24 protein-coding genes and 1 riboswitch are annotated in these 24,700 nt (G+C 45.8%); all 24 genes read left to right on the top strand.

All coding sequences use genetic code 11. The features are described 5' to 3' along the window. The first annotated feature begins 261 nt into the window (after nucleotides 1-261). The 24 genes from V1L65_RS22040 (at nucleotide 262) to V1L65_RS21925 (ending at nucleotide 24,317) form a co-directional block, all read left to right on the top strand. Nucleotides 262-987, top strand: a complete 726-nt coding sequence (locus V1L65_RS22040) for a vWA domain-containing protein (protein ID WP_331701414.1) — start codon at nucleotides 262-264, stop codon at nucleotides 985-987. Beyond that, the gene (locus tag V1L65_RS22035) at nucleotides 971-1,885 is read left to right on the top strand and encodes a serine/threonine protein kinase (protein ID WP_331701413.1); all 915 of its coding nucleotides are present in this window, start codon (nucleotides 971-973) and stop codon (nucleotides 1,883-1,885) included. Before V1L65_RS22040 ends, V1L65_RS22035 begins: the two co-directional genes overlap by 17 nt. A gap of 47 nt (nucleotides 1,886-1,932) precedes the next feature. Beyond that, on the top strand, nucleotides 1,933-3,348 hold the full coding sequence (tilS, locus tag V1L65_RS22030; RefSeq protein WP_331701412.1) for a tRNA lysidine(34) synthetase TilS: 1,416 nt from the start codon (nucleotides 1,933-1,935) through the stop codon (nucleotides 3,346-3,348). A 43-nt stretch (nucleotides 3,349-3,391) separates the two neighbouring features. Then, nucleotides 3,392-3,931: a hypoxanthine phosphoribosyltransferase gene (gene hpt / locus V1L65_RS22025; protein WP_331701411.1), complete on the top strand. Its 540-nt coding sequence runs from the start codon at nucleotides 3,392-3,394 to the stop codon at nucleotides 3,929-3,931. Nucleotides 3,932-4,030: 99 nt separating this feature from the next. Continuing rightward, nucleotides 4,031-6,037 (top strand): ATP-dependent zinc metalloprotease FtsH, encoded by a 2,007-nt coding sequence (gene ftsH, locus V1L65_RS22020; protein WP_331701410.1) that lies wholly within the window; start codon nucleotides 4,031-4,033, stop codon nucleotides 6,035-6,037. Nucleotides 6,038-6,353: 316 nt separating this feature from the next. After that, complete coding sequence (gene nadA / locus V1L65_RS22015; RefSeq protein WP_331701409.1) at nucleotides 6,354-7,292, top strand: quinolinate synthase NadA; 939 nt, start codon at nucleotides 6,354-6,356, stop codon at nucleotides 7,290-7,292. A gap of 33 nt (nucleotides 7,293-7,325) precedes the next feature. Beyond that, nucleotides 7,326-8,939 carry an L-aspartate oxidase gene (gene nadB, locus V1L65_RS22010; protein ID WP_331701408.1) on the top strand — a complete coding sequence of 538 codons (1,614 nt, stop codon included), beginning with the start codon at nucleotides 7,326-7,328 and terminating at the stop codon, nucleotides 8,937-8,939. After that, the gene (gene nadC / locus V1L65_RS22005; RefSeq protein ID WP_331701407.1) at nucleotides 8,932-9,816 is read left to right on the top strand and encodes a carboxylating nicotinate-nucleotide diphosphorylase; all 885 of its coding nucleotides are present in this window, start codon (nucleotides 8,932-8,934) and stop codon (nucleotides 9,814-9,816) included. The genes nadB and nadC overlap by 8 nt, the downstream gene beginning before the upstream one ends. Next, entirely contained in the window at nucleotides 9,813-10,583 is a 771-nt protein-coding gene (locus V1L65_RS22000) for a type III pantothenate kinase (protein ID WP_331701406.1), read from the top strand. Before nadC ends, V1L65_RS22000 begins: the two co-directional genes overlap by 4 nt. A 2-nt stretch (nucleotides 10,584-10,585) precedes the next feature. Further along, nucleotides 10,586-11,488, top strand: coding sequence for an Hsp33 family molecular chaperone HslO (hslO, locus tag V1L65_RS21995; protein ID WP_331701405.1), 903 nt, complete (start codon nucleotides 10,586-10,588; stop codon nucleotides 11,486-11,488). Between the two features lie 17 nt (nucleotides 11,489-11,505). After that, the gene (locus V1L65_RS21990) at nucleotides 11,506-12,465 is read left to right on the top strand and encodes a peptidylprolyl isomerase (protein WP_331701404.1); all 960 of its coding nucleotides are present in this window, start codon (nucleotides 11,506-11,508) and stop codon (nucleotides 12,463-12,465) included. Nucleotides 12,466-12,593: 128 nt separating this feature from the next. Continuing rightward, on the top strand, nucleotides 12,594-13,532 hold the full coding sequence (gene cysK, locus V1L65_RS21985) for a cysteine synthase A (protein WP_331701403.1): 939 nt from the start codon (nucleotides 12,594-12,596) through the stop codon (nucleotides 13,530-13,532). A 212-nt stretch (nucleotides 13,533-13,744) separates the two neighbouring features. Next, nucleotides 13,745-15,328, top strand: a complete 1,584-nt coding sequence (locus V1L65_RS21980) for an anthranilate synthase component I family protein (RefSeq protein WP_331701454.1) — start codon at nucleotides 13,745-13,747, stop codon at nucleotides 15,326-15,328. 48 nt (nucleotides 15,329-15,376) lie between these two features. Then, nucleotides 15,377-15,955, top strand: coding sequence for an aminodeoxychorismate/anthranilate synthase component II (pabA, locus tag V1L65_RS21975; protein ID WP_331701402.1), 579 nt, complete (start codon nucleotides 15,377-15,379; stop codon nucleotides 15,953-15,955). Further along, nucleotides 15,952-16,872: an aminodeoxychorismate lyase gene (pabC, locus tag V1L65_RS21970; RefSeq protein ID WP_331701401.1), complete on the top strand. Its 921-nt coding sequence runs from the start codon at nucleotides 15,952-15,954 to the stop codon at nucleotides 16,870-16,872. Before pabA ends, pabC begins: the two co-directional genes overlap by 4 nt. Before the next feature lie 67 nt (nucleotides 16,873-16,939). Continuing rightward, on the top strand, nucleotides 16,940-17,803 hold the full coding sequence (gene folP / locus V1L65_RS21965; RefSeq protein WP_331701400.1) for a dihydropteroate synthase: 864 nt from the start codon (nucleotides 16,940-16,942) through the stop codon (nucleotides 17,801-17,803). 79 nt (nucleotides 17,804-17,882) lie between these two features. After that, nucleotides 17,883-18,263 (top strand): dihydroneopterin aldolase, encoded by a 381-nt coding sequence (folB, locus tag V1L65_RS21960; RefSeq protein ID WP_331701453.1) that lies wholly within the window; start codon nucleotides 17,883-17,885, stop codon nucleotides 18,261-18,263. Then, on the top strand, nucleotides 18,253-18,813 hold the full coding sequence (gene folK, locus V1L65_RS21955; RefSeq protein ID WP_331701399.1) for a 2-amino-4-hydroxy-6-hydroxymethyldihydropteridine diphosphokinase: 561 nt from the start codon (nucleotides 18,253-18,255) through the stop codon (nucleotides 18,811-18,813). The genes folB and folK overlap by 11 nt, the downstream gene beginning before the upstream one ends. Further along, nucleotides 18,765-18,977: a helix-turn-helix domain-containing protein gene (locus V1L65_RS21950; RefSeq protein ID WP_331701398.1), complete on the top strand. Its 213-nt coding sequence runs from the start codon at nucleotides 18,765-18,767 to the stop codon at nucleotides 18,975-18,977. The genes folK and V1L65_RS21950 overlap by 49 nt, the downstream gene beginning before the upstream one ends. A 7-nt stretch (nucleotides 18,978-18,984) precedes the next feature. Continuing rightward, nucleotides 18,985-19,989, top strand: coding sequence for a tRNA dihydrouridine synthase DusB (gene dusB / locus V1L65_RS21945; RefSeq protein WP_331701397.1), 1,005 nt, complete (start codon nucleotides 18,985-18,987; stop codon nucleotides 19,987-19,989). Nucleotides 19,990-20,343: 354 nt separating this feature from the next. Further along, entirely contained in the window at nucleotides 20,344-20,820 is a 477-nt protein-coding gene (greA, locus tag V1L65_RS21940) for a transcription elongation factor GreA (RefSeq protein WP_331701396.1), read from the top strand. 265 nt (nucleotides 20,821-21,085) lie between these two features. Next, complete coding sequence (gene lysS, locus V1L65_RS21935; RefSeq protein WP_432505803.1) at nucleotides 21,086-22,594, top strand: lysine--tRNA ligase; 1,509 nt, start codon at nucleotides 21,086-21,088, stop codon at nucleotides 22,592-22,594. An 8-nt stretch (nucleotides 22,595-22,602) separates the two neighbouring features. Further along, nucleotides 22,603-22,812 (top strand): hypothetical protein, encoded by a 210-nt coding sequence (locus V1L65_RS21930; RefSeq protein ID WP_331701394.1) that lies wholly within the window; start codon nucleotides 22,603-22,605, stop codon nucleotides 22,810-22,812. Between the two features lie 594 nt (nucleotides 22,813-23,406). Then, nucleotides 23,407-23,493: riboswitch (cyclic di-GMP riboswitch) on the top strand. A 14-nt stretch (nucleotides 23,494-23,507) separates the two neighbouring features. Next, nucleotides 23,508-24,317: a transglutaminase-like domain-containing protein gene (locus tag V1L65_RS21925; RefSeq protein WP_331701393.1), complete on the top strand. Its 810-nt coding sequence runs from the start codon at nucleotides 23,508-23,510 to the stop codon at nucleotides 24,315-24,317. Nucleotides 24,318-24,700 lie beyond the last annotated feature (383 nt).

Genomic DNA, 24,700 nt, shown 5'->3' with positions numbered 1-24,700 from the left:
ACTCTTTTGAATGAAATTGGTTGTGGGAGGGACCAAAGCTGTTCAAGAGAGTGTTTTTTTCATTCCCGAAGAAAGGATATTATTTATATATAAAGATTTTTCATAGAACATATGATAGGATTTACTAAATAAGTGCAATATCATACATAAATAACGAATCTAGCTGTTTAACTCCTCTTACAAAAGGAAAAGCTGATAGAAAGCTTTTCAATATGCTATAGCTGCTGGAAGCTATAGGGCTAGGAGGAGGAAGGCAGTATTATGAGGCAAATATTATTAATTACAGACGGATGTTCAAATGTAGGCATTAGTCCAATAGTCGCTGCTGCTCATGCCAATGCCGAAGGGATATCGGTAAATGTAGTAGGCGTGCTCGATGATGGGGATATCGGCGAGCTTGGAGCAGCCGAGATTGAAGAGATTGCTAGAGCGGGAGGAGGGCTTAGCAGACTTGTTCATACCCGCCAATTAGCACAAACCGTGCAGATGATGACCCGAAAGACGGTAGTCCAGACCATTCAGCAGGCCGTACAGAAGGAGCTGCAGCAGGTGCTGGGGAACAGCTCCATCGAAGCGCTGCCTCCAGAAAAGCGCAGTGAGGTTGTGCGCGTTATCGACGAGCTTGGCGAAACCTCCAAGCTGCAGGTAGCCCTTCTAATAGATGCAAGCGCTAGTATGAAGCCAAAGCTGGCAGCTGTAGAGGAAGCTATACATGATCTTATGCTCAGCCTGCAGGCGCGCCAGGGAAAAAGCGAAATTGCTGTGTTTCATTTCCCAAGCTCCAAATATGGTGCCGATTGTGTGATGGATATGGATTTCACCGAGCATTTGAATGGTGTGCGTTCAATATTTCCTAAATTGCCGCTCAGTGGAACAACGCCGACTGGACCTGCCATTATACAGGTCATTCAGTTTTATGAGCAAAATGACGCAAGGCGTAAAAGCGGACATGAAACGGATGGGATGATGGGTGACTACGTCGTTTAATTTGGAGCTGCGCCGCGGCACTACAATAATCGGCAAATGGAAACAAGCGAGGTATCGTGTCGACAGATTGCTTGGCGAGGGCGCTAATGGTAAAGTTTATTTAGTTCAGCGCGATCGCGATTGGTTTGCTCTGAAGCTGGGCTTTGATTCTATCGATCTGCAGTCAGAGATCAATGTGCTCAAGTCGCTGGCCGATAAGCAATCAGGACTCGGGACTCAGCTGGTTGACGTGGATGACCTGTTTGCCCCTGACGGCAAAGAGTATCCATTTTACATTATGCGCTATGTGCGCGGTGTAACGGCAGCTGATTATTTGCTGCAGCAAGGCGTAGAGTGGTTCCCTTTAGTAGCGCTCAACTTGCTTAACAAATTAAGCAAGCTTCATGCAGCAGGCTGGATATTTGGCGATTTGAAGGCTGAAAATATAATGGTGTCGGATTATGGCCATGTAGAGCTTGTTGATTTTGGCGGTGCTACTGAAATGGGCAAGAGCATACGTCAATTCACTGAAATTTATGATCGCGGGTATTGGAATGCAGGCTCAAGGTCGGCTGACAGCGCCTATGATTTATTTTCGTTTGGCGTGCTGTGCATCCAGCTGATAGAGCCCAGGAAGCTGATGCAGCTATCCAAGCAGCTGCTTCCGCAAAACCGTTCGGCAGCCGATCTTATGCAGCTTGTCAACGAAAGCCAAACTCTAAAGCCGGTTTCTGCTTGGCTGAGCCAGGCGTTTGCAGGGAGCTTTGCCAATACAGAGGCGGCAGCCGCTTTGTGGAGAGGGCTGCTTCGACAGAAGGAGACGAAACGCTCTGCTGCCGTGCCTGGCTGGCTGAAGGGGCTGGCAGCTATATCCGGTGTGATGCTGGCCATTTCATTTATTTGGTGGCTTAGCAGTTAAATTTAAATATCCCACTAAATTTAAGCAGGATGACAGGGGCGAGATAATTGAACCTACAACATGAAATGCTGCAATTTGCGGCAGAGAAGCAAATGTGGCAGGCTGGTCATACTATTGTTGCAGCTGTTTCAGGCGGTCCAGATTCAATGGCGCTGCTTCATATGCTGTATTCGGTAGCCGAGCAGCAGCAGCTGCAGCTTGTTGTCGCTCATGTTAACCATGGCTATCGTCCAGAAGAATCGGCTATCGAGCAAGCTGCCGTAGCACAATATTCTGAACAGCTGAAGCTGCCTTTTGAAGCTGTACAATTATCAATGCCCTCTTATATAGAAGAAAACAATTTAAACTCCCAGGCAGCAGCACGCGAGAAAAGATACGAATTTTTGCATATAATAGCAGATCGCTACTGCGCAAACAGCATCGCGCTTGCTCATCATGCTGATGATCAAGCTGAGACTGTAATGATGCGATTGATAAGAGGAGCGGGGCTTACGGGACTTGCTGGCATTCCAAGCAAAAGAAATGATAAAACAGTGTCATTGATTCGTCCATTGCTGCGTATGAATAAAACGGACATCATTGATTATTGCCAGCAGCACCAGGTACCCTATTACATAGATAGCAGTAATTTGCAAAAGCATTATTTTCGCAATCAAGTTAGGCTGGATGTGCTTCCTTATTTGATGCAGTACAATCCGCAGCTGTCCTCCTCCTTGCAGCGTATTGCCGAGGTTGCCGGTGAGGAGGATGATTGGATGCAGCAGCAGACGCAAAAAGCATTCGAGCAGCTGGTCGAAGTGAAGCAGGATCAGTGCATTATACGCGTTGATGAACTCGCCAAGCTTCATGTCGCTTTACAAAGGAGATTGATTAAACTAATATTAAGTTATCTTTCAAAAGAGTCAGACAGCTTTTCGTTTGAACGCATCGATTCAATGAGAATGCTTGCTGCATCTGATGGACCAAGCACAAATCGTTTGGATGCGGGACTACATATTCAAGTTAGACGAGAGTACGATTATCTTCGCTGGCTTTATAGCCCCCAATCTCTAGTGGAGCAAGAAGAGCGTTCCTATTCCATTACGATTTCCGAGGCAGCTGGGAGTGTTTATTCTCTTCCAGGAGGCTGGACAATGGAACTGGAGGTAATTTCAGCCCATTTGGCGGTTATGCCGAGTTCCCGGTACGAGGCGTGCTTCGATGCAGAGCAGCTAATATTTCCGCTGGAGCTGCGCAATCGCAGGCCGGGAGACAGAATGCAGGTTTTAGGATTAAAGGGATCAAAAAAAGTGCAAGATATGTTCGTTGATGCAAAAATTGCACCGCTTAAGCGAATGACTTATCCGCTTCTTTGTGAAAGCGGAGGGCGCTTGCTGTGGATACCTGGTATACGGCGATCGAATATTGCTTTGACAAATCCGGATACGAGGGAAATCATCATCATGCGAGCTAAGCAGGAGTAGGCAGAATTATTTAACTTTAAGCAAGTGTAGGGGGATTTAAACGTTGCAAAAGGATATTAAAGCTGTACTGTACAGCGAGGAACAAATTCAAGCTAAGGTCCGAGAGATGGGGCAGCAGCTAAGCAAGGATTTCAACGGGCGTAATCCGCTCGTTATTTGTGTTCTCAAAGGTGCCTTTATTTTTATGTCTGATCTTGTTAAATCTATTTCTGTGCCGCTTGAAATTGATTTTATGGCGGTATCAAGCTACGGTCAATCTACAAAATCATCCGGCGTAGTAAAAATTATTAAGGATTTGGATGTGTCTGTAGAAGGACGAGATGTCATTATTGTCGAAGATATCATTGACAGCGGCCTAACGCTTAGCTATTTAATTGATGTGCTAGAGCGTCGCAATGCCAGATCGGTAACTGTAGCCGCTCTGTTTGACAAGCCTGCCCGCCGTACGGTGGATCTGGAGCCTGATTACAAAGGCTTTACTTTGCCAGATGAGTTTGTAGTCGGCTACGGCTTAGACTTTGCAGAGAAATACCGTAACCTTCCATACATCGGTATATTAAAGCCGGAAGTTTACGAAAAATAATCGATGCATTACCGTACATGTTCATCCGAAACAGCCTCTATTGTTATGGAAAGTCATGCTATGGTAGAATATTTAAAGGCGTCTGAGAGGAGGTAGGGGATGAATCGGATCATCCGAAATACTGGTTTTTATTTGATCATCTTTTTGGTTACCGTAGGAATATTTCAAGTTCTAAGCGGACAGGGTGATTCTTCTGCTCCGTTGCGATATGATGAGCTGAAAAATGCTGTTGAATCAGGCAATGTCGCAGAACTAACGGTGAAATTTGAGAATCAGACTTATTATGTTGAGGGTAAATATAAACAGAAGCCATCAGGGGTGGACAGCGAGAAGTTTACGTCTAGAGTTGGGGTTGAAGCTGGCGAGAAAATTATGGAATGGGAAGATCAGTACCAGTTCCAGGTCAACTATAAGGAAATGGACCGCCCAAGCTTCTGGCTAACGTTCCTAACCTCTATCATTCCGTTTATTTTGATTTTTGTTTTATTCTTCTTCCTGATGAATCAAGCACAGGGCGGCGGCGGCAAGGTGATGAACTTTGGCAAGAGCCGTGCGCGCTTGTATAACGAAGAGAAGAAACGTGTTACATTTGAGGATGTAGCAGGAGCGGATGAAGAGAAGCAAGAGCTTGTAGAAGTAGTTGACTTCCTTAAAGACCCGCGCAAATTCAATTTAGTTGGCGCTCGCATACCTAAAGGGGTACTGCTTGTAGGTCCTCCTGGTACAGGTAAAACATTGCTGGCGCGCGCAGTTGCAGGCGAGGCAGGGGTGCCGTTCTTCAGCATCTCCGGTTCTGATTTTGTTGAAATGTTTGTTGGTGTCGGTGCTTCTCGTGTTCGCGACTTGTTCGAGAATGCCAAGAAGAATGCGCCATGTATTATATTTATCGATGAGATTGATGCTGTAGGCCGTCAGCGCGGCGCAGGTCTTGGCGGCGGCCATGATGAGCGCGAGCAGACGCTTAACCAATTGCTTGTCGAGATGGATGGTTTCGGCGCGAACGAAGGTATTATTATCGTAGCGGCAACAAACCGTCCGGACATTTTGGACCCGGCATTGCTGCGTCCAGGCCGCTTTGACCGTCAAATTACGGTTGACCGTCCTGACGTGAAGGGCCGCGAAGCGGTATTGAAGGTACATGCCCGCAACAAACCGCTTGATGGTGACGTGAAGCTCGATGTAATTGCTAAGCGTACAACAGGCTTTAGCGGCGCAGACCTCGAAAATCTGCTGAATGAAGCAGCGCTTCTAGCTGCAAGACGCAACAAGAAGGATATCGCAATGGTTGAGGTTGACGATGCGATTGACCGCATTATTGTAGGTACAGAAAAGAAGAGCCGTGTCATCAGCGACCGCGAGAAGCGTATCGTTGCGTATCATGAGGCGGGTCATACGATTGCAGGATTTTTCTTGGAGCATGCGGATATGGTTCATAAAGTTACTATTATCCCGCGTGGACGCGCAGGCGGATACGTAATCATGCTACCGAAGGAAGATCGCATGCTTGTAACGAAGCAGGAGCTGCTTGATAAGGTTACTGGCTTGCTGGCTGGCCGGGTAGCTGAGGAAATATTTATCGGTGAAATTGGCACAGGAGCATACAGCGACTTCAAGCAAGCTACAGGCATCGTTCGCAGCATGATTATGGAATATGGTATGAGCGACAAGCTTGGCCCTATGCAATTCGGAAGCTCACAAGGCCAAGTATTCCTTGGACGCGATATCGGCCATGAGCAGAATTATTCCGATCAAATTGCATACGAAATTGACCAAGAAATGCAAACGATTATTAACGAATGTTATGATCGTGCGAGAAAGCTTCTTCAAGAGAAAAGCAAAGAAATGCATCTCATTGCAAATACATTGCTTTCTGAAGAAACACTTGAGATGGATCAAATTAAATCACTTATCGAGAACGGTACACTTACTAGTGAGGCAACTGAAGGTGCTTCCAGTGAAAGTCCGGCAGTATCAACTGCTGAACCGATTATCGATGAGATTGGAGATGTTAAGGTTCGTATCCAGCCTCGTGATGGGGAAGATCAGCCAGCGCCTCCGAGTCAAGATGGACAACGTGATCCTTCTGATGATCCTGACAAACAATAATAGGATTAAGAAGGCCTCCGATATACGGGGGTCTTCTTTTTTATGTAATATTTGGGAATCGAAAGCGAATTCGGCCCCTCTCTTAGGCACTGTGGAAAAGAAATATTAATTGTGTCGAAAAAATGACCTCACATCCATTGACAGACTACGCAGGCAAGTGTACATTAAGTTTTAATCCAATTATTTTGAAAACTTCACATGAGTAAATGATTACAGGTCAGCGGCTTGGTGACTTTGTGCAACTTTTCACAAGGTCGCTGCTTGAATAACGGAACGGGATAAAGTCTCGTCCTTCATACAGAGGAGAGGGTCTATTGTGGAAGCATTGGCAATGGAGCGAAAAGCAGAACAAAATCGTGAATTAACGGAGCGTTTGCTTCAGCTGAAAAAAGAGCGGAATGCCATTATTCTTGCTCACTATTACCAACGTGATGAAATTCAAGCAGTAGCTGATTTTCGTGGTGATTCCTTTTTGCTAGCTCAAAAAGCTGCAGAAACGGATGCGGATGTTATCGTATTTTGTGGTGTGCATTTCATGGGGGAGAGCGCCAAGATTCTTGCTCCTAATAAGACGGTTATTATTCCAGATGAGCGAGCGGGCTGCCCTATGGCGGATATGGTTAACGTCGATGGCCTGCGTAAGCTTAAGGCTCAGCATCCAAATGCCAAGGTCGTCACGTATATTAATTCATCTGCAGAAATTAAGGCCGAAACAGACATTTGCTGCACATCTGCCAATGCAGTTAAAGTAGTGAACTCTGTTGAAAGCGATGAAATCATTTGGGTGCCTGATAAAAACCTTGGTCATTATGTCCAGCAAAATACGGACAAAAAAATGATTATTTGGGAAGGCTATTGCAACACTCACGATATGCTTACCGTTAAAGATGTAGAAGAGATGAAAGTGAAATATCCAAATGCACAGTTCGTCGTGCATCCAGAATGCCGTCCGGAAGTTGTAGCACTCGGTGATTTTGTGGGCAGTACAACAGCTATTCTGAAATATTGCAAGGAATCGGATGCTAAGGAGTTTATTGTAGGTACGGAGGATGGAACAGGCTATCAGCTGCGCCTTGACAGCCCTGACAAGACATTCCACTTTGCTTCAAAATATTTGGTATGTCCGAATATGAAGGTCAATAATCTCAAAAAGCTTGTAAAATGCTTAGAGACAATGCAGCCTCAAATTTATGTGCCGCCTCACATTGCGGACCAAGCAAGACAATCCTTGGAGCGCATGCTGCTAGTCAAATAGCAGCCATTCCCATTCGTACCTGGAGGAATAAATATGATTCCTAGATATTTAACAGACACCGAACTGGAAAAGCTGCCAGTTGTGGATAAGGATGTAATTGTAATAGGGGCCGGCATTGCCGGTCTTTTTACCGCTATAAGAGCGAGCGAGCAGCATTCCGTACTCATGATTACTAAAAAATCATTAATGGACAGCAACACACGCTATGCCCAAGGCGGAATTGCCGCTGTTATTTCGGCTGAGGATTCCCCGGAGTACCATTTGCAGGATACGCTCATTGCAGGCGCAGGACTATGTTCTGAAGAAGCCGTTGATGTATTGGTGCATGAAGGACCGAAAGGTGTTCGCAGCCTTGTCAATATGGGAACCCAGTTTGATTTGGAAAATGGCGAATTTGCTTTGACGAAGGAAGGCGCGCATAGCCAGCGCCGGATTTTACACGCTAACGGGGATGCAACCGGCTTCGAGATTGTGCGTGCGCTTTCGCAGACGGCAATGGCCAACTCAAACATTGAAGTATGGGATGATCATTTTGTGATCGATCTTGTAACTGAAGATAATGAGTGCTGCGGGGCGATTGTGCAAAAGGAAGATGGCAGCAGGCTGTTTGTGCGCGGCAAAGCGACCATATTATGCTCCGGCGGGGCAGGACAATTATATCGTTACACAACAAATCCAGAGGTGGCTACTGGCGATGGCGTTGCCATGGCTTATAGAGCTGGCGCGTATATACAGGATGCAGAGTTTATTCAATTTCATCCGACGGCGCTTTGCTATCCTGGAGCTCCTCGCTTTCTTATTTCAGAAGCTGTTCGCGGGGAAGGCGCTATTCTGCGCAATATAAAAGGCGAGCGGTTTATGGAACGCTACCATGAGCTATTGGAGCTTGCGCCGCGTGATATTGTGGCGAGGGCGATCGTAACCGAAATGGAGCTTACCAAATCGACATTTGTTTATTTGGATATTACACATGAATCGGAAGCGATGATCAAGCACCGTTTTCCAACTATTTATGAGTATTGCTTAAAGTACGGCTTGGATTTAACGTCGGATTGGATACCTGTAGCACCTGCCATGCATTATATGATGGGCGGGGTGAAAACCGATCTTAATGGCGAAACTAATATTAAGCGACTATTTGCTTGCGGGGAAGTATCATCGACCGGTGTTCATGGCGCCAACCGGCTTGCCAGCAATTCGTTATCAGAAGCGATTGTGTTTGGCAGAAGAATTGTAAAGCGCATAAATGAGCTTCCTGCTCTCACTTCAGCGTCGCGCAGCACGATTTCCTTAAATCGAACAAGTCCGTCCATGCAACCGGTGGTAGAACGTAGACTAAAGCTGCAGAAGGTGATGGTCAGATATGTTGGATTAATGCGCAGCAAGCAAGGGCTGGAAAAAGGAATCGAAGAGCTGAAGCGTCAGCTGCCTATTTTTTATTCCTTGTTATCGGAACGTGAGGAATATGAGTTTGCTAATCTGTTGACCTGCGCGCTGCTAACTGCCCAATCGGCATTGCATAGAGAGGAAAGCAGAGGCGCCCATTATCGAGAGGATTTTCCGAATCGGGATGATGTGCGCTGGAGAAAACATTCGGTGCTGCATCGCGAGCATGGGATGACCGAGGAGCGAATTGAATATGTTTAATACACTGACTAATGGTTATAATACGGAGCTTCGCAATCAAATTCGCTGCTGGCTGGCGGAAGATGTTGGCAGCGGAGATATTACGACGCAATCAACAATCCCGGCAGGCTCGCAATCCAAGGCTGTCATCCATGCCAAGGAAGCCGGCATTATAGCAGGCGTTTCAATCGCCCAGCTCGTTTTTGAAATGGTTGATGACAGCTTGAAATTCCAACCGTTCGTTCAGGATGGTATGGAGGTTGCCAAGGGGACTATTATCGCAGAAGTGGAAGGCAGCACACACAGCCTGCTGACAGGCGAGCGGCTTGCCTTGAACCTTATGCAGAGACTGTCCGGCATTGCAACCAAAACAAGAGCTTATGTGAATGAGCTGCAAGGCCTCCCTGTAAGGCTGGTGGATACTAGAAAAACGACGCCGGGCCATCGCAGCTTGGAGAAATATGCTGTCCGAGTAGGCGGCGGCGCTAACCATCGCTTTGGACTGTATGATGCGGTTATGATTAAGGATAATCATATTAAAGGAGCAGGCGGCATTACAGCTGCTGTTCAAGCTGCCCGCCGGCAAATTCCGCATACGATGAAGATTGAAGTGGAAGCGGAGTCCATGGAGCAAGTAGAAGAAGCGGCAGCATGCGGCGCTGACATTATTATGCTGGACAATATGAGCCCTGAGAATATGAAGGAAGCAGTTGCTTATATTAAACAAAAGGCGCCTCATATTATCGTAGAAGCATCGGGCGGCGTAACGCTGTCGACGATTTATGCTATTGCACAAAGCGGCGTCGATGTTATATCGGTAGGAAATTTAACGTATTCTTTCCAATCGCTTGATATTAGCTTGGATCTAAACGAGAAGAAAGGTGGAGCCGCTAGATGATTCTGGTTCTTGATGTAGGCAATACGAATATCGTTGTAGGAATATACAATGGTAAAGAATTATTGCAGCACTGGCGGCTCAGCACGAATCGTTCAGCAACTGTAGATGAATACGGCATGACCATTCATAATTTATTTCAGTATGCCGGCGTTGATTTGAAACAGCTGGAGGGTGTTATTATTTCCTCAGTTGTGCCGCCATTAATGCCGACTCTTGAGCGCCTATGCCACAAATATTTGGGCATGCCGCCGATGATTGTCGGTCCAGGCGTAAAGACGGGTCTAAACATCCGATATGAAAACCCGCGCGAGGTCGGAGCAGACCGTATTGTAACTTCGGTAGCAGGCATTGTGAAGTATGGGGCGCCTCTTATCGTTATAGATTTCGGAACAGCAACAACATTCGATTTCATCGATGCAAGTGGAGATTATTTGGGCGGAGCTATTGTTCCGGGCATCGGCATATCTACAGAGGCGCTATACCAGCGCGCTGCTAAGCTTCCCCGTATCGAGCTTGTCAAGCCGAAGAGTGTAATAGGCCGCAATCCAGTCACATCGATGCAAGCAGGTATTATATATGGCTATGCAGGGCAGGTTGATGGTATAGTTAATCGCATAAAAGCAGAATTTAAAGTAACTCCGCGCGTTGTTGCTACAGGCGGCATGGCTGAGCTTATTGCCGGAGAATCAGAAACAATTTCGCTAGTAGACCCTCTTTTGACGTTGGAAGGTCTTCGTATCATATATGAACGCAATCGGGAGGGATAGGAATGACAGAGCAGTTGAATGATATTCTTGTGCGCGGCACGGCATGGGATGGCAAAATCCGCGTGTTTGCGGCACGTACGACGAAGCTGGTTGAGCTTTTGCGTCAGCAGCATGATACTTATCCTACAGCTACCGCAGCGTTCGGACGCACTTTGACGGCAGGCGCCATTATGGGCGCTATGCTTAAAGGACAAGAGAAGCTGACTATTCAAGTTAAGGGCGACGGTCCTATCGGTCAAATCGTGGTTGATGCCAACGCTGATGGCGAAGTGCGCGGATATGTATCGCATCCTCATGTGCAGCTGGCCAGTAATGACAAAGGGAAGCTTGATGTCGCTGGAGCTGTAGGCCGCACGGGACATATACATGTCATTAAAGATTTGGGCATGAAGGAGCCATACAAAGGAAGCATTCCGATTATTTCAGGCGAGCTGGGCGAGGATTTTACTTATTATTTTGCAGTGTCTGAGCAAACGCCGTCAGCTGTAGGGCTCGGTGTATTAGTTGATACAGACAACTCTGTCATCCATTCAGGAGGCTTTATCGTGCAGCTGCTTCCCGGCTTGACCGATGAGGAAATAACCCGTCTCGAAAATGCAATCGGCACACTGCCTCCAGTAACGGCTTTACTAGATCAGGGAGAGACGCCGGAAAGCTTGCTGCGCTGGATTGTGGGTGATGATCTGGTTATTCATGACACGATGGATATTACCTTTAAGTGCTTGTGCTCCTTAGAAAGAGTGGAGCAAACATTAATCAGCCTAGGCGAAAGCGAAATGCAGCAAATTATTGAAGAGGACGGAAAAGCGGAGGTCGTTTGCCAGTTCTGCAATACGGCTTACAAATTAGATCGAAATCAGCTTGAGAATTTGCTCGATCAGGCCAAACCGAAGCCGATACAATAACCGGAGGCGCAGGTGTAATGAAGAAATTCGAGTTGCTGAAAGTTGTAGTGATCGTACAAGCTATTTGTATGATCGCACTCACAGGATTTGTAATTGTCAAGCTGTGGCCTGTTCAGCCGACCGATTCAGGAGAGCAAATAGAACCTGTACCTCAGGACAAGATAGAAGATACTGGAGAAGAGAAGCAGAAGATTATCGCGTCCGTTGGCGGCGAGAATATTTTATATGAGCAACTAATTGATGATTTATATGAACAGTATGGGGATGCTGCCTTGCGGACGCTTATGGTTCGTAAAGCGCTGGATATGGAAGCTGTCTCGCTCGGAATTGAGGTTACTGCAGCAGAAGTTGAGGAAGAAATTGCGAGATGGATGGCAGGATATGATAATGAGCAGCAATTTTATTCTGTCATGAAGGAGCAGCTTGGCATGTCCAGGCAGCATCTGTTCAACGATGCCAAATATAGGCTTCTTCTCGAGAAAATTACGATAGCTATGGTAGATGTAAGCAGCGCCGAGGTCACTAAATATATTGATGACCATCCGGAGCTGTTTCAGCCTACTCAGCAGCTGCATTTGCGCTGGATAGTAACTGAGACATTGGAGAAATCAAATGATCTGATGAGCATGCTGGAGAGTGGAGAATCATTTGCCGAGCTCGCTGTGCAATATTCCAACGATCATTTTACAGCTGAATATGGCGGGGATCTGGGGCTGATCGATGCAACGGACCCATTTTATAATAAAAAGATGCTGCAAGAGGCTAGCAAGCTTAATCCTTCCGAAATAGTAGGTCCATTGGAAACAGATGACGGTTATGTTATTGTACAGCTGCTGGGGCGTACCGTTACAGATGAAATGCCAAGGTCCAAGCAGCAGGCGGAGGCACGCAGACAGCTTGCGCTGCAGCGATCTAAGCCGCAAAATAAAATAGAAGATGAGCTTTTGCAAAAATACGATGCTCTGGTTGTTAAATAAAGCTTAAAGCATTGGAAAAATTGGGAAGTTTAAGCGCAATAAGCTATTGACAACAGAACTGTGACATTGATAATATGGTATTAACCAAAACCGACTATTCAAGTGGGAATAAGGAGGAAATCACTATTATGGCTAGACTTGTGCAGAGTGTTACTGATCTTATCGGAGATACACCATTGGTACGCCTTAATCGTTTAGTACCGGAAGACAGCGCTGAAATTTATGTTAAGCTTGAATATCAAAATCCTGGAGCGAGCGTAAAGGATCGTATTGCAATTAGTATGATTGAAGTTGCTGAACAGGAAGGGCTGATCAAGCCGGGAGATACTATTATTGAGCCTACTAGCGGAAATACAGGGATCGGGCTTGCGCTGGTTGCAGCTGCCAAGGGCTATAGAGCGATTCTCGTTATGCCTGAGACTATGAGTATTGAACGCCGCAATTTGCTGCGCGCTTATGGTGCTGAGCTTGTCCTTACCCCTGGATCCGAAGGGATGAATGGTGCGGTTCGCAAGGCTGAGGAGCTGGTAAAGGAAAATCCGTCCTACTTCTTGCCGCAGCAATTTAAAAACCAAGCGAATGTTAAAGTTCACCGTGAAACGACAGGACCTGAAATCGTGGAAGCAATTCAAGCCCACGATGGCAAGCTTGACGCTTTTGTGGCAGGCATCGGTACTGGAGGGACAATTTCTGGTACTGGAGAGGTTCTTAAGAAACACTTCCCTGATATCAAAATAATTGCAGTTGAGCCTGCTGCTTCACCAATATTGTCTGGCGGATCGCCTGGCCCGCATAAAATTCAAGGAATCGGTGCAAACTTTATTCCTGAAATATTGAATCGTGATATTTACGATGAAGTTATTACGATCGATAACGAAGACGCATTTGAATATGCACGCCGTGCAGCGAAAGAAGAAGGCATTCTATGCGGAATTTCTTCGGGCGCAGCTATTTATGCTGCATTACAGGTAGCTAAGAAGCTGGGCAAAGGCAAACGTGTAGTTGCTATTGTTCCGAGCAACGGGGAACGCTACCTGAGCACGCCTTTGTTTAACTTTGAAAACTAATTGCAGCAGCTGTTATTAAAATAATAAAAAGTATAAGTATAGGATTGCCAGCCTTCCATTCGTGAGAATGGAGGGCATTTTCATATTGGCTGGCGCGCGGTATAATGGCAGAGTCAATTACAATGAACGGTTTAAACATGGATTCATTTACGGTGATGCATTTATTTTGTATACTAGGCGAAATAGTGCTGTTGATCGGGGGATATCAAGTCATGTTGACGAGCTTAGAGCAGTGGAAAGAGTGGCGGAATGAAAGTACAGAGAAAAAGTATACGATGTTTCCGCTATGCAAGGAAATACCGTTGGAGCTGGACGGCGCGCGAAATGTATCCTCATGGGAGGAAATTTGGCGCGATGCCTCGCCATATGCATTTGTTCTGGAGAGCGGCAAAACAGGACGCTATACGTATCTAGGCCTTCAGCCTTCAAGCGTTATTCAAGGCAAAGGATTATCTGCAACTTCATTAGAGCTGAACAGCCATAAAAAGGATGAAAAACGCTGGGAGGGAAAGCCGCTCGATGTTGTTAGAGCCTGGTTAAGGCCTTATCGTTCACCAAGGCTGCCCGGCGGCCCGAAGTGGTCCGGGGGCTGTATGGGCTTTTGGGGCTATGATGTAGCTCGCACGATTGAGAAGCTGCCGGTCATCGCGCAGGATGATTTGGCTGTGCCGGATTATTTGTTTATGCGCATGAACCAGATATGGGCAATTGATCATGAACAGCAAAAGGTATACTGCATTTATCAAAGCTATGTTGATGACGATGCGGATGAACAGGAATTGCACAGCATCTATGATAAGGCGTTCCATACTGTAGAAAATATGGCGCAATATTGGGTCGAACAGTTCCATGCTGAACAGTCTCTGGCCCAGGAACGCCGTCAGCAGCGTATGGCTCTTATCGATGAGCAATCGATGCATGAGGAGCATGATCAATTGACAGGCATGAGCACGCCTTTTGCAAAAGCAAGCTATGAAGATGCGGTACGGGCAATTCAACGCTATATTGGTCAAGGCGATGTGTTCCAGGTTAATTTGTCCTTGCGTCAAAGCAAACCAATAAAGGTATCGCCTGAGGAGCTTTATGAATGGCTGCGTTTAGTGAATCCCTCTCCTTATATGGGTTTTTTGCGTTGTCCGGAGTTCCAGCTTGTATCCGGCTCGCCAGAGCTGCTTGTTGAGCTTGTAGACGGCCGATTAGCTGCCCGCCCCATTGCTGGCACTCGCCGCAGAGGACGGAGTGAGGAAGAGGATGCACGGCTTGCTGAGGAGCTCGCAGGCAATGAAAAGGAAAATGCCGAGCATGTTATGCTGGTTGATCTGGAGCGTAATGACCTGGGGCGAATATCGGCTTATGGCAGTGTCCACGTTAAAGAACTGATGGTTATAGAGCGTTATTCGCATGTAATGCATCTGGTTTCTCAGGTTGAAGGAAGGCTTGCCGAAGGGAAGGATGCCTTTGATGTCATCGCAGCCAAATTTCCAGGAGGAACTATTACAGGCGCTCCCAAAATAAGAACGATGGAAATTATAGAAGAGCTGGAGCCTGTACGGCGCGGTCCTTATACTGGCTCTATGGGCTGGATTGACTACAACGGCGATATGGAATTTAATATTATTATTCGCACAATGGTGCTGCAGGGCAGCAATGCCCATATACAAGCTGGTGCCGGGATCGTAATTGATTCCGATCCGGAGCGCGAATACTATGAATCTTTAAGCAAAGCAAAAGCATTATGGAAAGCTATTCAATATAGCGAGCAGTTCAAGAAATTGCATAACAGTGTAGCAGAGTAGAGTATAGCGCAGCTGCCGCAGGCAGAATAGTCGAAGGGAGAAATTACAATGATACTTGTAATTGATAATTATGATTCTTTTACGTACAATTTGGTGCAATATTTGGGAGAGCTGGGCGAGGATATTATCGTAAAGCGCAATGATGAAATTGACTTGGCAGGCATTGAGCAGCTGGCTCCTGATCATATCCTTATATCGCCGGGACCTTGTTCGCCTAATGAGGCGGGCATCAGCTTGGCATTGATTGAGAGGTTTAAAGGCATTATTCCGATATTTGGCGTTTGCCTGGGACATCAGTCGATCGGCCAAGCGTTTGGAGCTGAGGTTGTACGGGCAGAGCGCTTGATGCATGGTAAAACATCTCCAATTCTGCATGACGGAAAAAGTATATTTGATTCTATCCCTTCTCCATTTACAGCAACTCGCTATCACTCCTTGATCGTTCGCAGAGAAACGCTTCCTGATTGTTTGGAAATAAGCGCGGAGACGACTGAAGGGGAAATAATGGGGCTTCGACATAAGGAATATAGAATAGAGGGTGTCCAATTCCATCCGGAGTCAATCATTTCGGAAAATGGACTGACTCTGCTTCGCAATTTTATTGCCCAGAAGGAAGCTGTTCGATGAAGGTTGGCCTTAATGGAACGGTCGTTGATGCGCGTGAAGCTGTGATCTCGGTTTATGATCACGGCTTTTTGTACGGTATAGGCTTATTTGAGACCTTTCGAACCTACGGCGGCAAGCCTTACTTGTTAAACTGTCATTTGCGAAGGATGAACAGCGGATGCCAGCAGCTCGGCATTCCTTTTACGATGTCAGGGCATGAAGTGGAAGCCTGGGTTCATCAATTGCTCATGGCCAATCAACTGCAAGACGGCTATGTGCGTCTTACGGTAAGTGCCGGCGAAGGGGAGCTGGGCCTTCCTGTTGATGATTATAAGCAGCCTACTGTTTTGTTGCTAGTTAAATCATTACCTGGCACAAGCAGCGGTGCTGCTCATACCGAAGGCCGCGAGCTGCGTTTGTTAGCGACTAAAAGGAATACGCCGGAAGGCTCCATTCGTTTTAAATCCCTTCATTACATGAATAATATAATAGCCAAGCGTGAGCTTGAAGGGCTGAAGCGCCAAGATGCTCATCTTCCGCCCAAACCGGTACACGTCAATGGAGTAGAAGGTCTTATGCTGACGGAAGCGGGATATTTGGCTGAAGGAATTGTCAGCAATCTGTTTTTTGTAAAGAATAGGGCGCTCTGCACACCTTCCATTGCAACCGGCATTTTGCCTGGCATTACGCGCGGGCGGGTGCTTGAGCTGGCCGGCGAGGCTGGATTGAATTGCGCAGAAGGCATGTTTTCTTGGCAAGAGCTTATTGAAGCTGACGAGGTTTTTATGACGAACTCGATTCAAGAAATAGTTCCCGTTACTTTACTGACAGATACAGCCGGGCAAAGCTTTAAAGTAAGTGAAGGTTGTACAGGCTATATAACAAAGCAGCTTCAAGAAGCCTATCAGGCTGATACGAAGAAAAACATTATTGGATAATCGCAAAATGTGTGTCGGTGCTAGCTGAAAATTACTGTGCGGCACAGGATAAGGAGGTATGGTATTAATGTTTTCTATAAGCAACGCAAAGCCGATATATCGAAGCTATAAGTGGGATAAGGGAGCTGGGCTTGAGATCGGCAAACGGACGCTAGTTATGGGGATATTGAATGCGACACCGGATTCTTTCTCGGATGGCGGGCGATATTTAGCGGTTGAGGAAGCGGTTAAGCATGCCTGTCAAATGGTTCAGGCAGGCGCCGATTTGCTTGATATCGGCGGTGAGTCAACGCGTCCAGGAGCGGCATTTGTCAGCGCCGAGGAAGAGATAAGCAGAATCATCCCGGTGGTTGTTGCTTTGCGCGAGGAGCTGCCGCATATTCCGTTATCTATAGATACTTATAAGGCTGAAACGGCAAGAGCGGCATTGAAGGCAGGCGCTCATATTATAAATGATATTTGGGGCTTAAAACATGACCCTGACATGGCCAAGGCAGCAGCGCAATACAATTGCCCGATTATCATTTCACATAACCGGAAAGAACGGAATTACAACGCTTTAATGCCCGATCTGCTTGCCGATTTGCAAGAAAGTGTGGATTTGGCACGTCAAGCGGGTATAGAAGAGAATAACATCTGGCTGGACCCTGGCATTGGCTTTGCAAAAACCTATGAAGATAATTTGGAAGTTATGCGCCATCTTTATAAGATAGTCGAGCTGGGCTACCCTGTACTGCTGGGCACTTCCCGTAAAAGATTTATTCAAAATACGTTAGCGCTGCCGGCCAGCGAGGTTGTTGAAGGCACTTGTGCGACGGTAGTGCTTGGCGCGGCCCAAGGCTGTCAGCTTGTTAGGGTTCATGATGTTGGCGCGGTAAAGCGTGCCGTTACAATGACAGATGCGATGCTGTATGGCACAGTTAAGCCGTAGCTGGCAGACTGTCAAAAATCATGATTGGACTGGAGAAACGGAAGCGCCTCGTTTGCGCAGATAGAAGGGAGAAGAAATGATGGATAACATGCAAATGAAGGGTATGCGCTTTTATGGGTATCATGGCGTTTATCCGGAGGAAAACAAGCTTGGCCAGCATTATATCATAGATTTAGAGATGAGGCTGGATTTGGAGCGTGCGGGCCAAAGCGATGATCTGGAAGCTACTGTAAACTATGCAGAGGTGTACAAGCATATAAAAGCCGTTGTTGAGGGACCTCCATTTAAACTGATTGAGGCGCTGGCCAGCAGCGTTGCATCCCGCGTGCTTGAAGTTTATACTATGGTACATGAAGTAACCGTTCGAGTGACAAAACCAAATCCGCCTTTTGAGGTGTTTTTTGACGGAGTCACAATTGAACTTAATAGAAGCAGAAGGCGGAGCGGCAATGAGTCTTGACATGGATTACCCGGCTGAGCAAACAATTCAAGAGGCGTATATCGCCCTTGGTTCCAATATCGGTGATCGCGCTGGATTACTCCAGCAGGCTATAGAAATGATTCATGCACATGAAGGTATACAAGTGTTGAAAGTGTCTCATATGTATGAAACCGATCCGGTCGGTTATGTGGATCAGCCGGCTTTTTTGAATATGGTTATTTCAGTTTCCACCTGCCTGTCTCCCATCTTGCTGCTTAGAAGCTTGTTAAAGCTGGAGCTGCAGCTGGGAAGAATAAGGAAGCAGCGCTGGGGACCAAGAACCATTGACCTCGACTTGCTCCTGTATGATAATGTCATAATGGACCAAGAAGAATTGATGCTGCCGCATCCTCGTATGATGGATAGGCCGTTTGTTCTTGTACCGCTGCATGATGTGATCGCAGATTCGCATCTGCTGCAAGAGCAGGTTGCATCTTTGTCTCAAGCGGCGCTTCAGTCAGGAAAGGAAGGCATCACTTTATGGAAAACCATCAATTGGCACAGCGAGTCCGGGCATTTCGCAAGCTAAAAGGCTATACCCAATTGGAATTAGCAAAGGAGCTTGGTGTCTCAGTAGCCGTTCTAGGCTCGCTAGAGCGCGGAACGCGTAAAAACGATCCAAAGCTGCTTAATCATATTGCCAAAACATTAGGAATTAGTTACGAAGAATTAATGTCGATTAAGGAGGAGTAGGAGCGACATGCTGAAAATCGGTGACATCGAAATGAAGAATAGAGTAGTGCTTGCGCCGATGGCCGGCGTGTGCAACCCAGCTTTTCGTTTAATTGCAAAAGAATTCGGAACGGGTCTTGTATGTGCCGAGATGGTAAGTGACAAGGCTATCTTGCATGGAAACAAGCGCACGATGGAAATGCTGTATGTAGACGAGCGCGAGAAGCCGCTTAGCTTGCAAATATTCGGCGGAGACCGCGAATCGCTTGTTGAGGCTGCAAAAGTCGTAGACAAGCAAACGAATGCAGACATTATTGATATCAATATGGGCTGCCCCGTTCCTAAGGTGACTAAATGCGATGCAGGTGCGAGATGGCTGCTTGATCCGAACAAAATTTATGAGATGGTATCCGCTGTAGTGGATGCTGTTGAAAAGCCAGTTACCGTTAAAATGCGCATCGGCTGGGATGATCAGCATATTTATGCTGTTCAGAATGCCCAGGCTGTTGAGCGTGCCGGTGGCAAGGCTGTCAGCGTGCATGGCCGGACCAGAGAGCAGCTTTATACAGGCAAAGCAAACTGGGATATTATTAGAGACGTCAAGGAAGCAGTTTCTATCCCGGTGATTGGCAACGGCGATGTATTCTCACCTGAGGATGCGAAGCGCCTGCTCGAGCATACAGGCTGTGATGGTGTAATGATTGGCCGCGGAGCGCTTGGCAATCCGTGGATGCTGTATCGTACCATTCAGTATTTAGGCACTGGCGAATTGCTTGACGATCCAACACCGCGCGAGAAGATGAAGGTTGCCATTCTCCATTTGGACCGTTTGATTGCACTTCGTAATGAACATATTGCGGTACGTGAGATGCGCAAGCATTTGGCATGGTATTTGAAAGGGTTGTCTGGCGGCGCTCGTGTAAAGGATGTCATTATGGAGGAGACTGGCCGCGATCGCTTGGTAGCAATTTTGGAAGACTATATTCGTTCTTTGGAAGAGGCCGAGGAGCAAAGTGCAGCTGCAGTTAATTAAGGAGAATGGCTTTGACGTTTCCTGTATTTTAAAATAGCAGCCTGAGCGCTTATACAAAATCGCCTTCAACATAAATAAAAAGTCAAAAAAAGCGGTTATTCGACACCCGTCGACAATAGCCGCTTTCAAGTGTGTTCGATTTGTCACACCTGAATGAAACGGTTTCAATAGTTGTGTTGGCTTAGATTGACATATGGGGGGCACTTGCCATATAATCGTGCAATATAATCAACAAACAACATGAGAGCAGATTTACTGCTCGCAGGTATGATGCCAATTTAAAGGCAATATATTAAGTAATAGTGAATTCATACAAAGTATGAAAAAAGTTCACACGACAGGAGAATCGGAAAGATGAACGATAAGCAAATCATTCTGACTCAGGACGGATTAAAAAAACTGGAAGAAGAGTTGGAAAATTTAAAATCGGTCAAACGTCGTGAAGTGGCCGAGCGTATCAAAATAGCAATTGGTTATGGCGACATCAGTGAAAACTCAGAGTATGAGGACGCTAAGAACGAGCAGGCTTTCATCGAAGGCCGTATTATTACACTAGAGAAGATGCTCCGCAATGCTCGCATTATTAACAATGACGAGATTGATATTGATACAGTGAGCATTGGCTCTATCGTTACCGTAGAGGATTTGGAATTTGGCGATACGATGGAATATGCTATAGTCGGAACAGCTGAGTCCGATCCGCTGAAAAACAGAATTTCCAATGAAAGTCCGGTTGGCAAGGCAATCCTGGGCAAGAAGAAGGATACCATAGTTGAAGTGAATGTGCCTGCTGGTATTATTCAGTATAAGATTATTGATATTAAAAAATAAGGTATGCTAATGGCGATTATAAAAAGCTTCCTTACAAGGAAGCTTTTTGACAATGTGAGCTGACAGAAATCCTGGCGAGCATATAACCGCTGAGCGAGCTCCTGCCGCCCTACAAGGCGGCATAAGCCGTTTGTGCTACAATTATAAGAGCGTTGGGTAGAAAGTTTACAAAGCTCTTATAATTTCGAAGAAACGGCATCTCCCCAAAAAGAACGAGTGATCGTGCTTCAATGGCGATGCCGGAAGTGTCAAGGAGATGAATGTAGTGGAACATGATAACAATGAACAAGAGCTAAGCGAGCTGCTTCAGATTCGCAGAGACAAACTGGACGAGCTTAGAGCGTTAGGTGTTGATCCGTTCGGCGGCCGATTTGAGCGAACTCATAATGCGGAGCAAATCGTGCGGGAATACGAGTCAGTAGGCAAAGAGGAACTGGCAGAGCAAGCTGTTAAAGTAAGTATTGCAGGCCGGATTATGCAAAAGCGCGGCATGGGTAAGGCGAGCTTTGCTCATATTCAGGATTTGAGCGGACGCATTCAAATCTATGTGCGCAAGGATACAGTAGCGGAAAATAAATTCGATGCGTTCGACATGCTTGATATCGGAGACATAGTCGGCGTGCACGGCGTTGTTTTCAAAACAAATACCGGCGAGGTATCAGTCAAAGCACTAGACCTCGACGTATTGACGAAGTCGCTTCTTCCATTGCCGGACAAGCATCACGGGTTAAAGGATGTAGAGCTGCGCTATCGTCAGCGCTACGTTGATTTGATTGTAAATCCGGATGTTCAAAAAACATTTATTACCCGTTCTCGTATTATTCAATCAATGAGACGTTATTTGGATTCACTCGGCTACTTGGAAGTAGAAACTCCGACGCTGCATGCTATAGCAGGCGGTGCTGCGGCACGTCCATTTATAACGCATCATAATGCGCTCGATATGCAGCTGTTCATGCGTATCGCGATCGAGCTTCATCTGAAGCGTCTAATCGTAGGCGGATTAGAAAAGGTGTATGAAATCGGTCGGGTATACCGGAATGAAGGGATTTCTACCCGCCATAATCCAGAGTTCACGATGATTGAGCTGTACGAAGCTTACGCTGATTACAAGGATATTATGAACCTGACGGAGAATTTAATTGCTCATATTGCACAAGAGGTTCATGGTACGATGAAAATTCAATACCAAGGACAGGAGATTGATCTCACTCCTCAGTGGAGACGAGTATCTATGGTAGACCTGGTTAAGGAAGTGACAGGCGTAGACTTTAGTGTGCATATGAGCGACGAAGAAGCACATCAGCTGGCAAGGGATCACAAGGTTCCAGTTGAGCCGCATATGACATTTGGCCATATTCTGAACGCTTTCTTTGAAACCCATGCAGAGCATACTTTAATTCAGCCGACGTTTGTAACAGGTCATCCTGTAGAAATTTCGCCGCTTGCGAAGAAAAATGCAGAGGATCCTCGTTTTACAGACCGTTTTGAGTTATTTATTGTTGCACGCGAGCATGCTAATGCATTTACGGAGTTGAACGATCCTATTGATCAGCGTCAACGCTTTGAAGCTCAATTGCTTGAGCGTGAGCACGGTAACGATGAAGCGCATGATATGGATGATGATTTCATTCAAGCGCTTGAGTATGGCATGCCGCCAACAGGTGGTTTAGGCATTGGAGTCGATCGACTGGTCATGCTGCTGACGGATGCGCCGTCTATCCGCGATGTGTTGTTATTCCCTCATATGAGAGATAACCGCGGAGCAGAATAAAGGAAGAAATGCAACTATATGCATCGACAGAGAAGGAGCTTGGCTTATTGCCAAGCTCCTTACTGTTGAAATTGACAAGCAAAAAGAAAGGGGAAACGGAGAGCAAGAATGGGAATGGAGAAGCGGTAGCGTCCGCCTTTGTAGGCCAATTTTATCCTTTACAGGGGTTATTTCATCAAAAAAATTGGACTACAACAGCGGTCGGAATCCAATCTTGATCGCAGTGGCACCCCTTTCGATTGCTTATCTACAATTAATCGACTGTCCCCCTAGTAGCGTTATTACACCGAAAAAGCTTGTTTTGAAAATGTAACGAATCGTAGCGTGCTTATTGCGTATAAAACGCTGCCAAAATGACCATTTGTTCACAGATAGCGTCTCTGTTATGCATTAGAATTTCAAAAGGGGCATTATATGCGGAATAACGTATTCAGGCTTCGTTAAAAAATGAAAGCATCTCGAGTTCCGCTCTAGGTCCGTTTTGTAGACTATTAAGCCGCTGTATAGCTTTTTCAACAGTCTGACAAAATGTACTTAGTTAGCTCCTATGAGTACTTGTCTTTTCTTCATTTTATACTTTTTAACAAGCTCGAGCTTGGCATATTGCCAGGCTCTTTTTTGAGTTATAAGAACTTATAAGTTTTTTCTATAAACTTGTTCTTATCATTCATCGGTAAACGCGCCTGTCCAAAGGACGGCGGAGCCGTTTATTTTTGTTTTATTAAGTATGAAAATAGGTTTAGGCATCCATTGGAATTGGGATGAGCTTATAGCAAAACAAGCTTTTTTTAATAAGATGTAGTACCAGGCTTGACCAATAATGGCAAACCAGTCGAAAGATTGGGACGCAAAGCTAAAGGGCCTTCACTATTTCCATAGATGGCAGCCTAGCTAACGAAAGGAGAGTTTGTTCATGCGGATGATCAAGTGGGTAATGCTGCTTGTAACGATGAGCTTGCTGGCCGTATTAATTGGAGGTGCAGGGGTAGAGGCGCAGGTATCGAAGTGGCTGGATAGCTCGCAGTTGTCTCAAGGTATCATTTTTATTTCTTATCCCGTACAGAAAAATATAAAAACGAAGCTGATGATTGTTAAAGGGAATGACCGGTACACTTATACGTTGTCTGGCAGCAAAAAAAAGGAAAGCTTTCCACTGCAGATGGGTAATGGAAAGTATATTGTTTATGTGCTTGAGCATGTGTCGGGCAACAGTTATAAAAGAGTTGCCAATAAGGAAGTAACATTGAAACTAAAATCCAGCAATGCTGTCTTTTTAAATTCTATTCAAAATATTTATTGGACAAGCGAGAGTGCTGCAGTCATTAAAGCTAAGGAATTAACTAAAAATATGAATACAAATGAGGAGAAGGTTAGGGCTATCTATAATTTCGTATATAAAACAATTAAGTATGACAGCAAACTTGCAGCTGATGTGTCCAACGATTATCTTCCAGATATTGACCGTACGCTTAAATTGAAAAAGGATATTTGCTATGGTTATGCCTCGTTATTTGCGGCGATGCTGCGCAGTCAGCAGATTCCGACGAAGCTTGTAATGGGGGAGAGCAGCTATGTGAAAGTGTATCATGCTTGGAATGAAGTGTATTTGAATGGGAAGTGGGTCATTATTGATACTACAGTGGATGCTAGCTTGTTGAAAGTAAACAAAAAGGCTTCGATGATAAAGGATAGCAGTAAATATAAAGCGGCAAAAGTATATTAAGCTGAAGCATAAGGGATTAGACAAGCCGTTGAATTATAATGCTGTGCATCAATTAAAGCAGATACAAGACTTCATAATTGCTTGTATTTGCTTTTTGTTTGCCTGGATTGCGAGACAGCTGTTTCAGAGGCGAATGAACGGGGTAAATAAATCATACGGGCGCATTGTTTCGAATCAAACAGCTGCAGAAAGAAGCAGGAAAAAATAGTATAGAAATCTTTTTAAAAAAACACTTGCATTATATTAGGCGCCTGTGATATATTATAAAAGTCGCCGCTGAGACAACGCGGTGCACACGCTGAAACAACCGAGTTTTACTTGGTTCCAAGCGTACCATTTGTTCTTTGAAAACTGAACAACGAGTGAAATGCCCTATTCATCCC

It is taken from the genome of Paenibacillus sp. IITD108, from assembly GCF_036541265.1.
Taxonomy (GTDB): Bacteria; Bacillota; Bacilli; order Paenibacillales; family Paenibacillaceae; genus Pristimantibacillus.
This window is presented reverse-complemented; position numbering and strand designations above follow the sequence as displayed.

Excerpts from the sequence above, each read along its gene's own strand:
- folB (WP_331701453.1), top strand. The coding sequence starts at position 17,883 with ATGGATAACATGCAAATGAAGGGTATGCGCTTTTATGGGTATCATGGC.
- V1L65_RS22040 (WP_331701414.1), top strand. The coding sequence starts at position 262 with ATGAGGCAAATATTATTAATTACAGACGGATGTTCAAATGTAGGCATT.
- folP (WP_331701400.1), top strand. The coding sequence starts at position 16,940 with ATGTTTTCTATAAGCAACGCAAAGCCGATATATCGAAGCTATAAGTGG.
- nadC (WP_331701407.1), top strand. The coding sequence starts at position 8,932 with ATGTTTAATACACTGACTAATGGTTATAATACGGAGCTTCGCAATCAA.
- hslO (WP_331701405.1), top strand. The coding sequence starts at position 10,586 with ATGACAGAGCAGTTGAATGATATTCTTGTGCGCGGCACGGCATGGGAT.
- nadB (WP_331701408.1), top strand. The coding sequence starts at position 7,326 with ATGATTCCTAGATATTTAACAGACACCGAACTGGAAAAGCTGCCAGTT.
- V1L65_RS21925 (WP_331701393.1), top strand. The coding sequence starts at position 23,508 with ATGCGGATGATCAAGTGGGTAATGCTGCTTGTAACGATGAGCTTGCTG.
- dusB (WP_331701397.1), top strand. The coding sequence starts at position 18,985 with ATGCTGAAAATCGGTGACATCGAAATGAAGAATAGAGTAGTGCTTGCG.
- folK (WP_331701399.1), top strand. The coding sequence starts at position 18,253 with ATGAGTCTTGACATGGATTACCCGGCTGAGCAAACAATTCAAGAGGCG.
- V1L65_RS21980 (WP_331701454.1), top strand. The coding sequence starts at position 13,745 with ATGTTGACGAGCTTAGAGCAGTGGAAAGAGTGGCGGAATGAAAGTACA.
- cysK (WP_331701403.1), top strand. The coding sequence starts at position 12,594 with ATGGCTAGACTTGTGCAGAGTGTTACTGATCTTATCGGAGATACACCA.
- V1L65_RS21930 (WP_331701394.1), top strand. The coding sequence starts at position 22,603 with ATGCAACTATATGCATCGACAGAGAAGGAGCTTGGCTTATTGCCAAGC.
- pabA (WP_331701402.1), top strand. The coding sequence starts at position 15,377 with ATGATACTTGTAATTGATAATTATGATTCTTTTACGTACAATTTGGTG.
- V1L65_RS21990 (WP_331701404.1), top strand. The coding sequence starts at position 11,506 with ATGAAGAAATTCGAGTTGCTGAAAGTTGTAGTGATCGTACAAGCTATT.
- greA (WP_331701396.1), top strand. The coding sequence starts at position 20,344 with ATGAACGATAAGCAAATCATTCTGACTCAGGACGGATTAAAAAAACTG.
- V1L65_RS21950 (WP_331701398.1), top strand. The coding sequence starts at position 18,765 with ATGGAAAACCATCAATTGGCACAGCGAGTCCGGGCATTTCGCAAGCTA.
- V1L65_RS22000 (WP_331701406.1), top strand. The coding sequence starts at position 9,813 with ATGATTCTGGTTCTTGATGTAGGCAATACGAATATCGTTGTAGGAATA.
- ftsH (WP_331701410.1), top strand. The coding sequence starts at position 4,031 with ATGAATCGGATCATCCGAAATACTGGTTTTTATTTGATCATCTTTTTG.
- pabC (WP_331701401.1), top strand. The coding sequence starts at position 15,952 with ATGAAGGTTGGCCTTAATGGAACGGTCGTTGATGCGCGTGAAGCTGTG.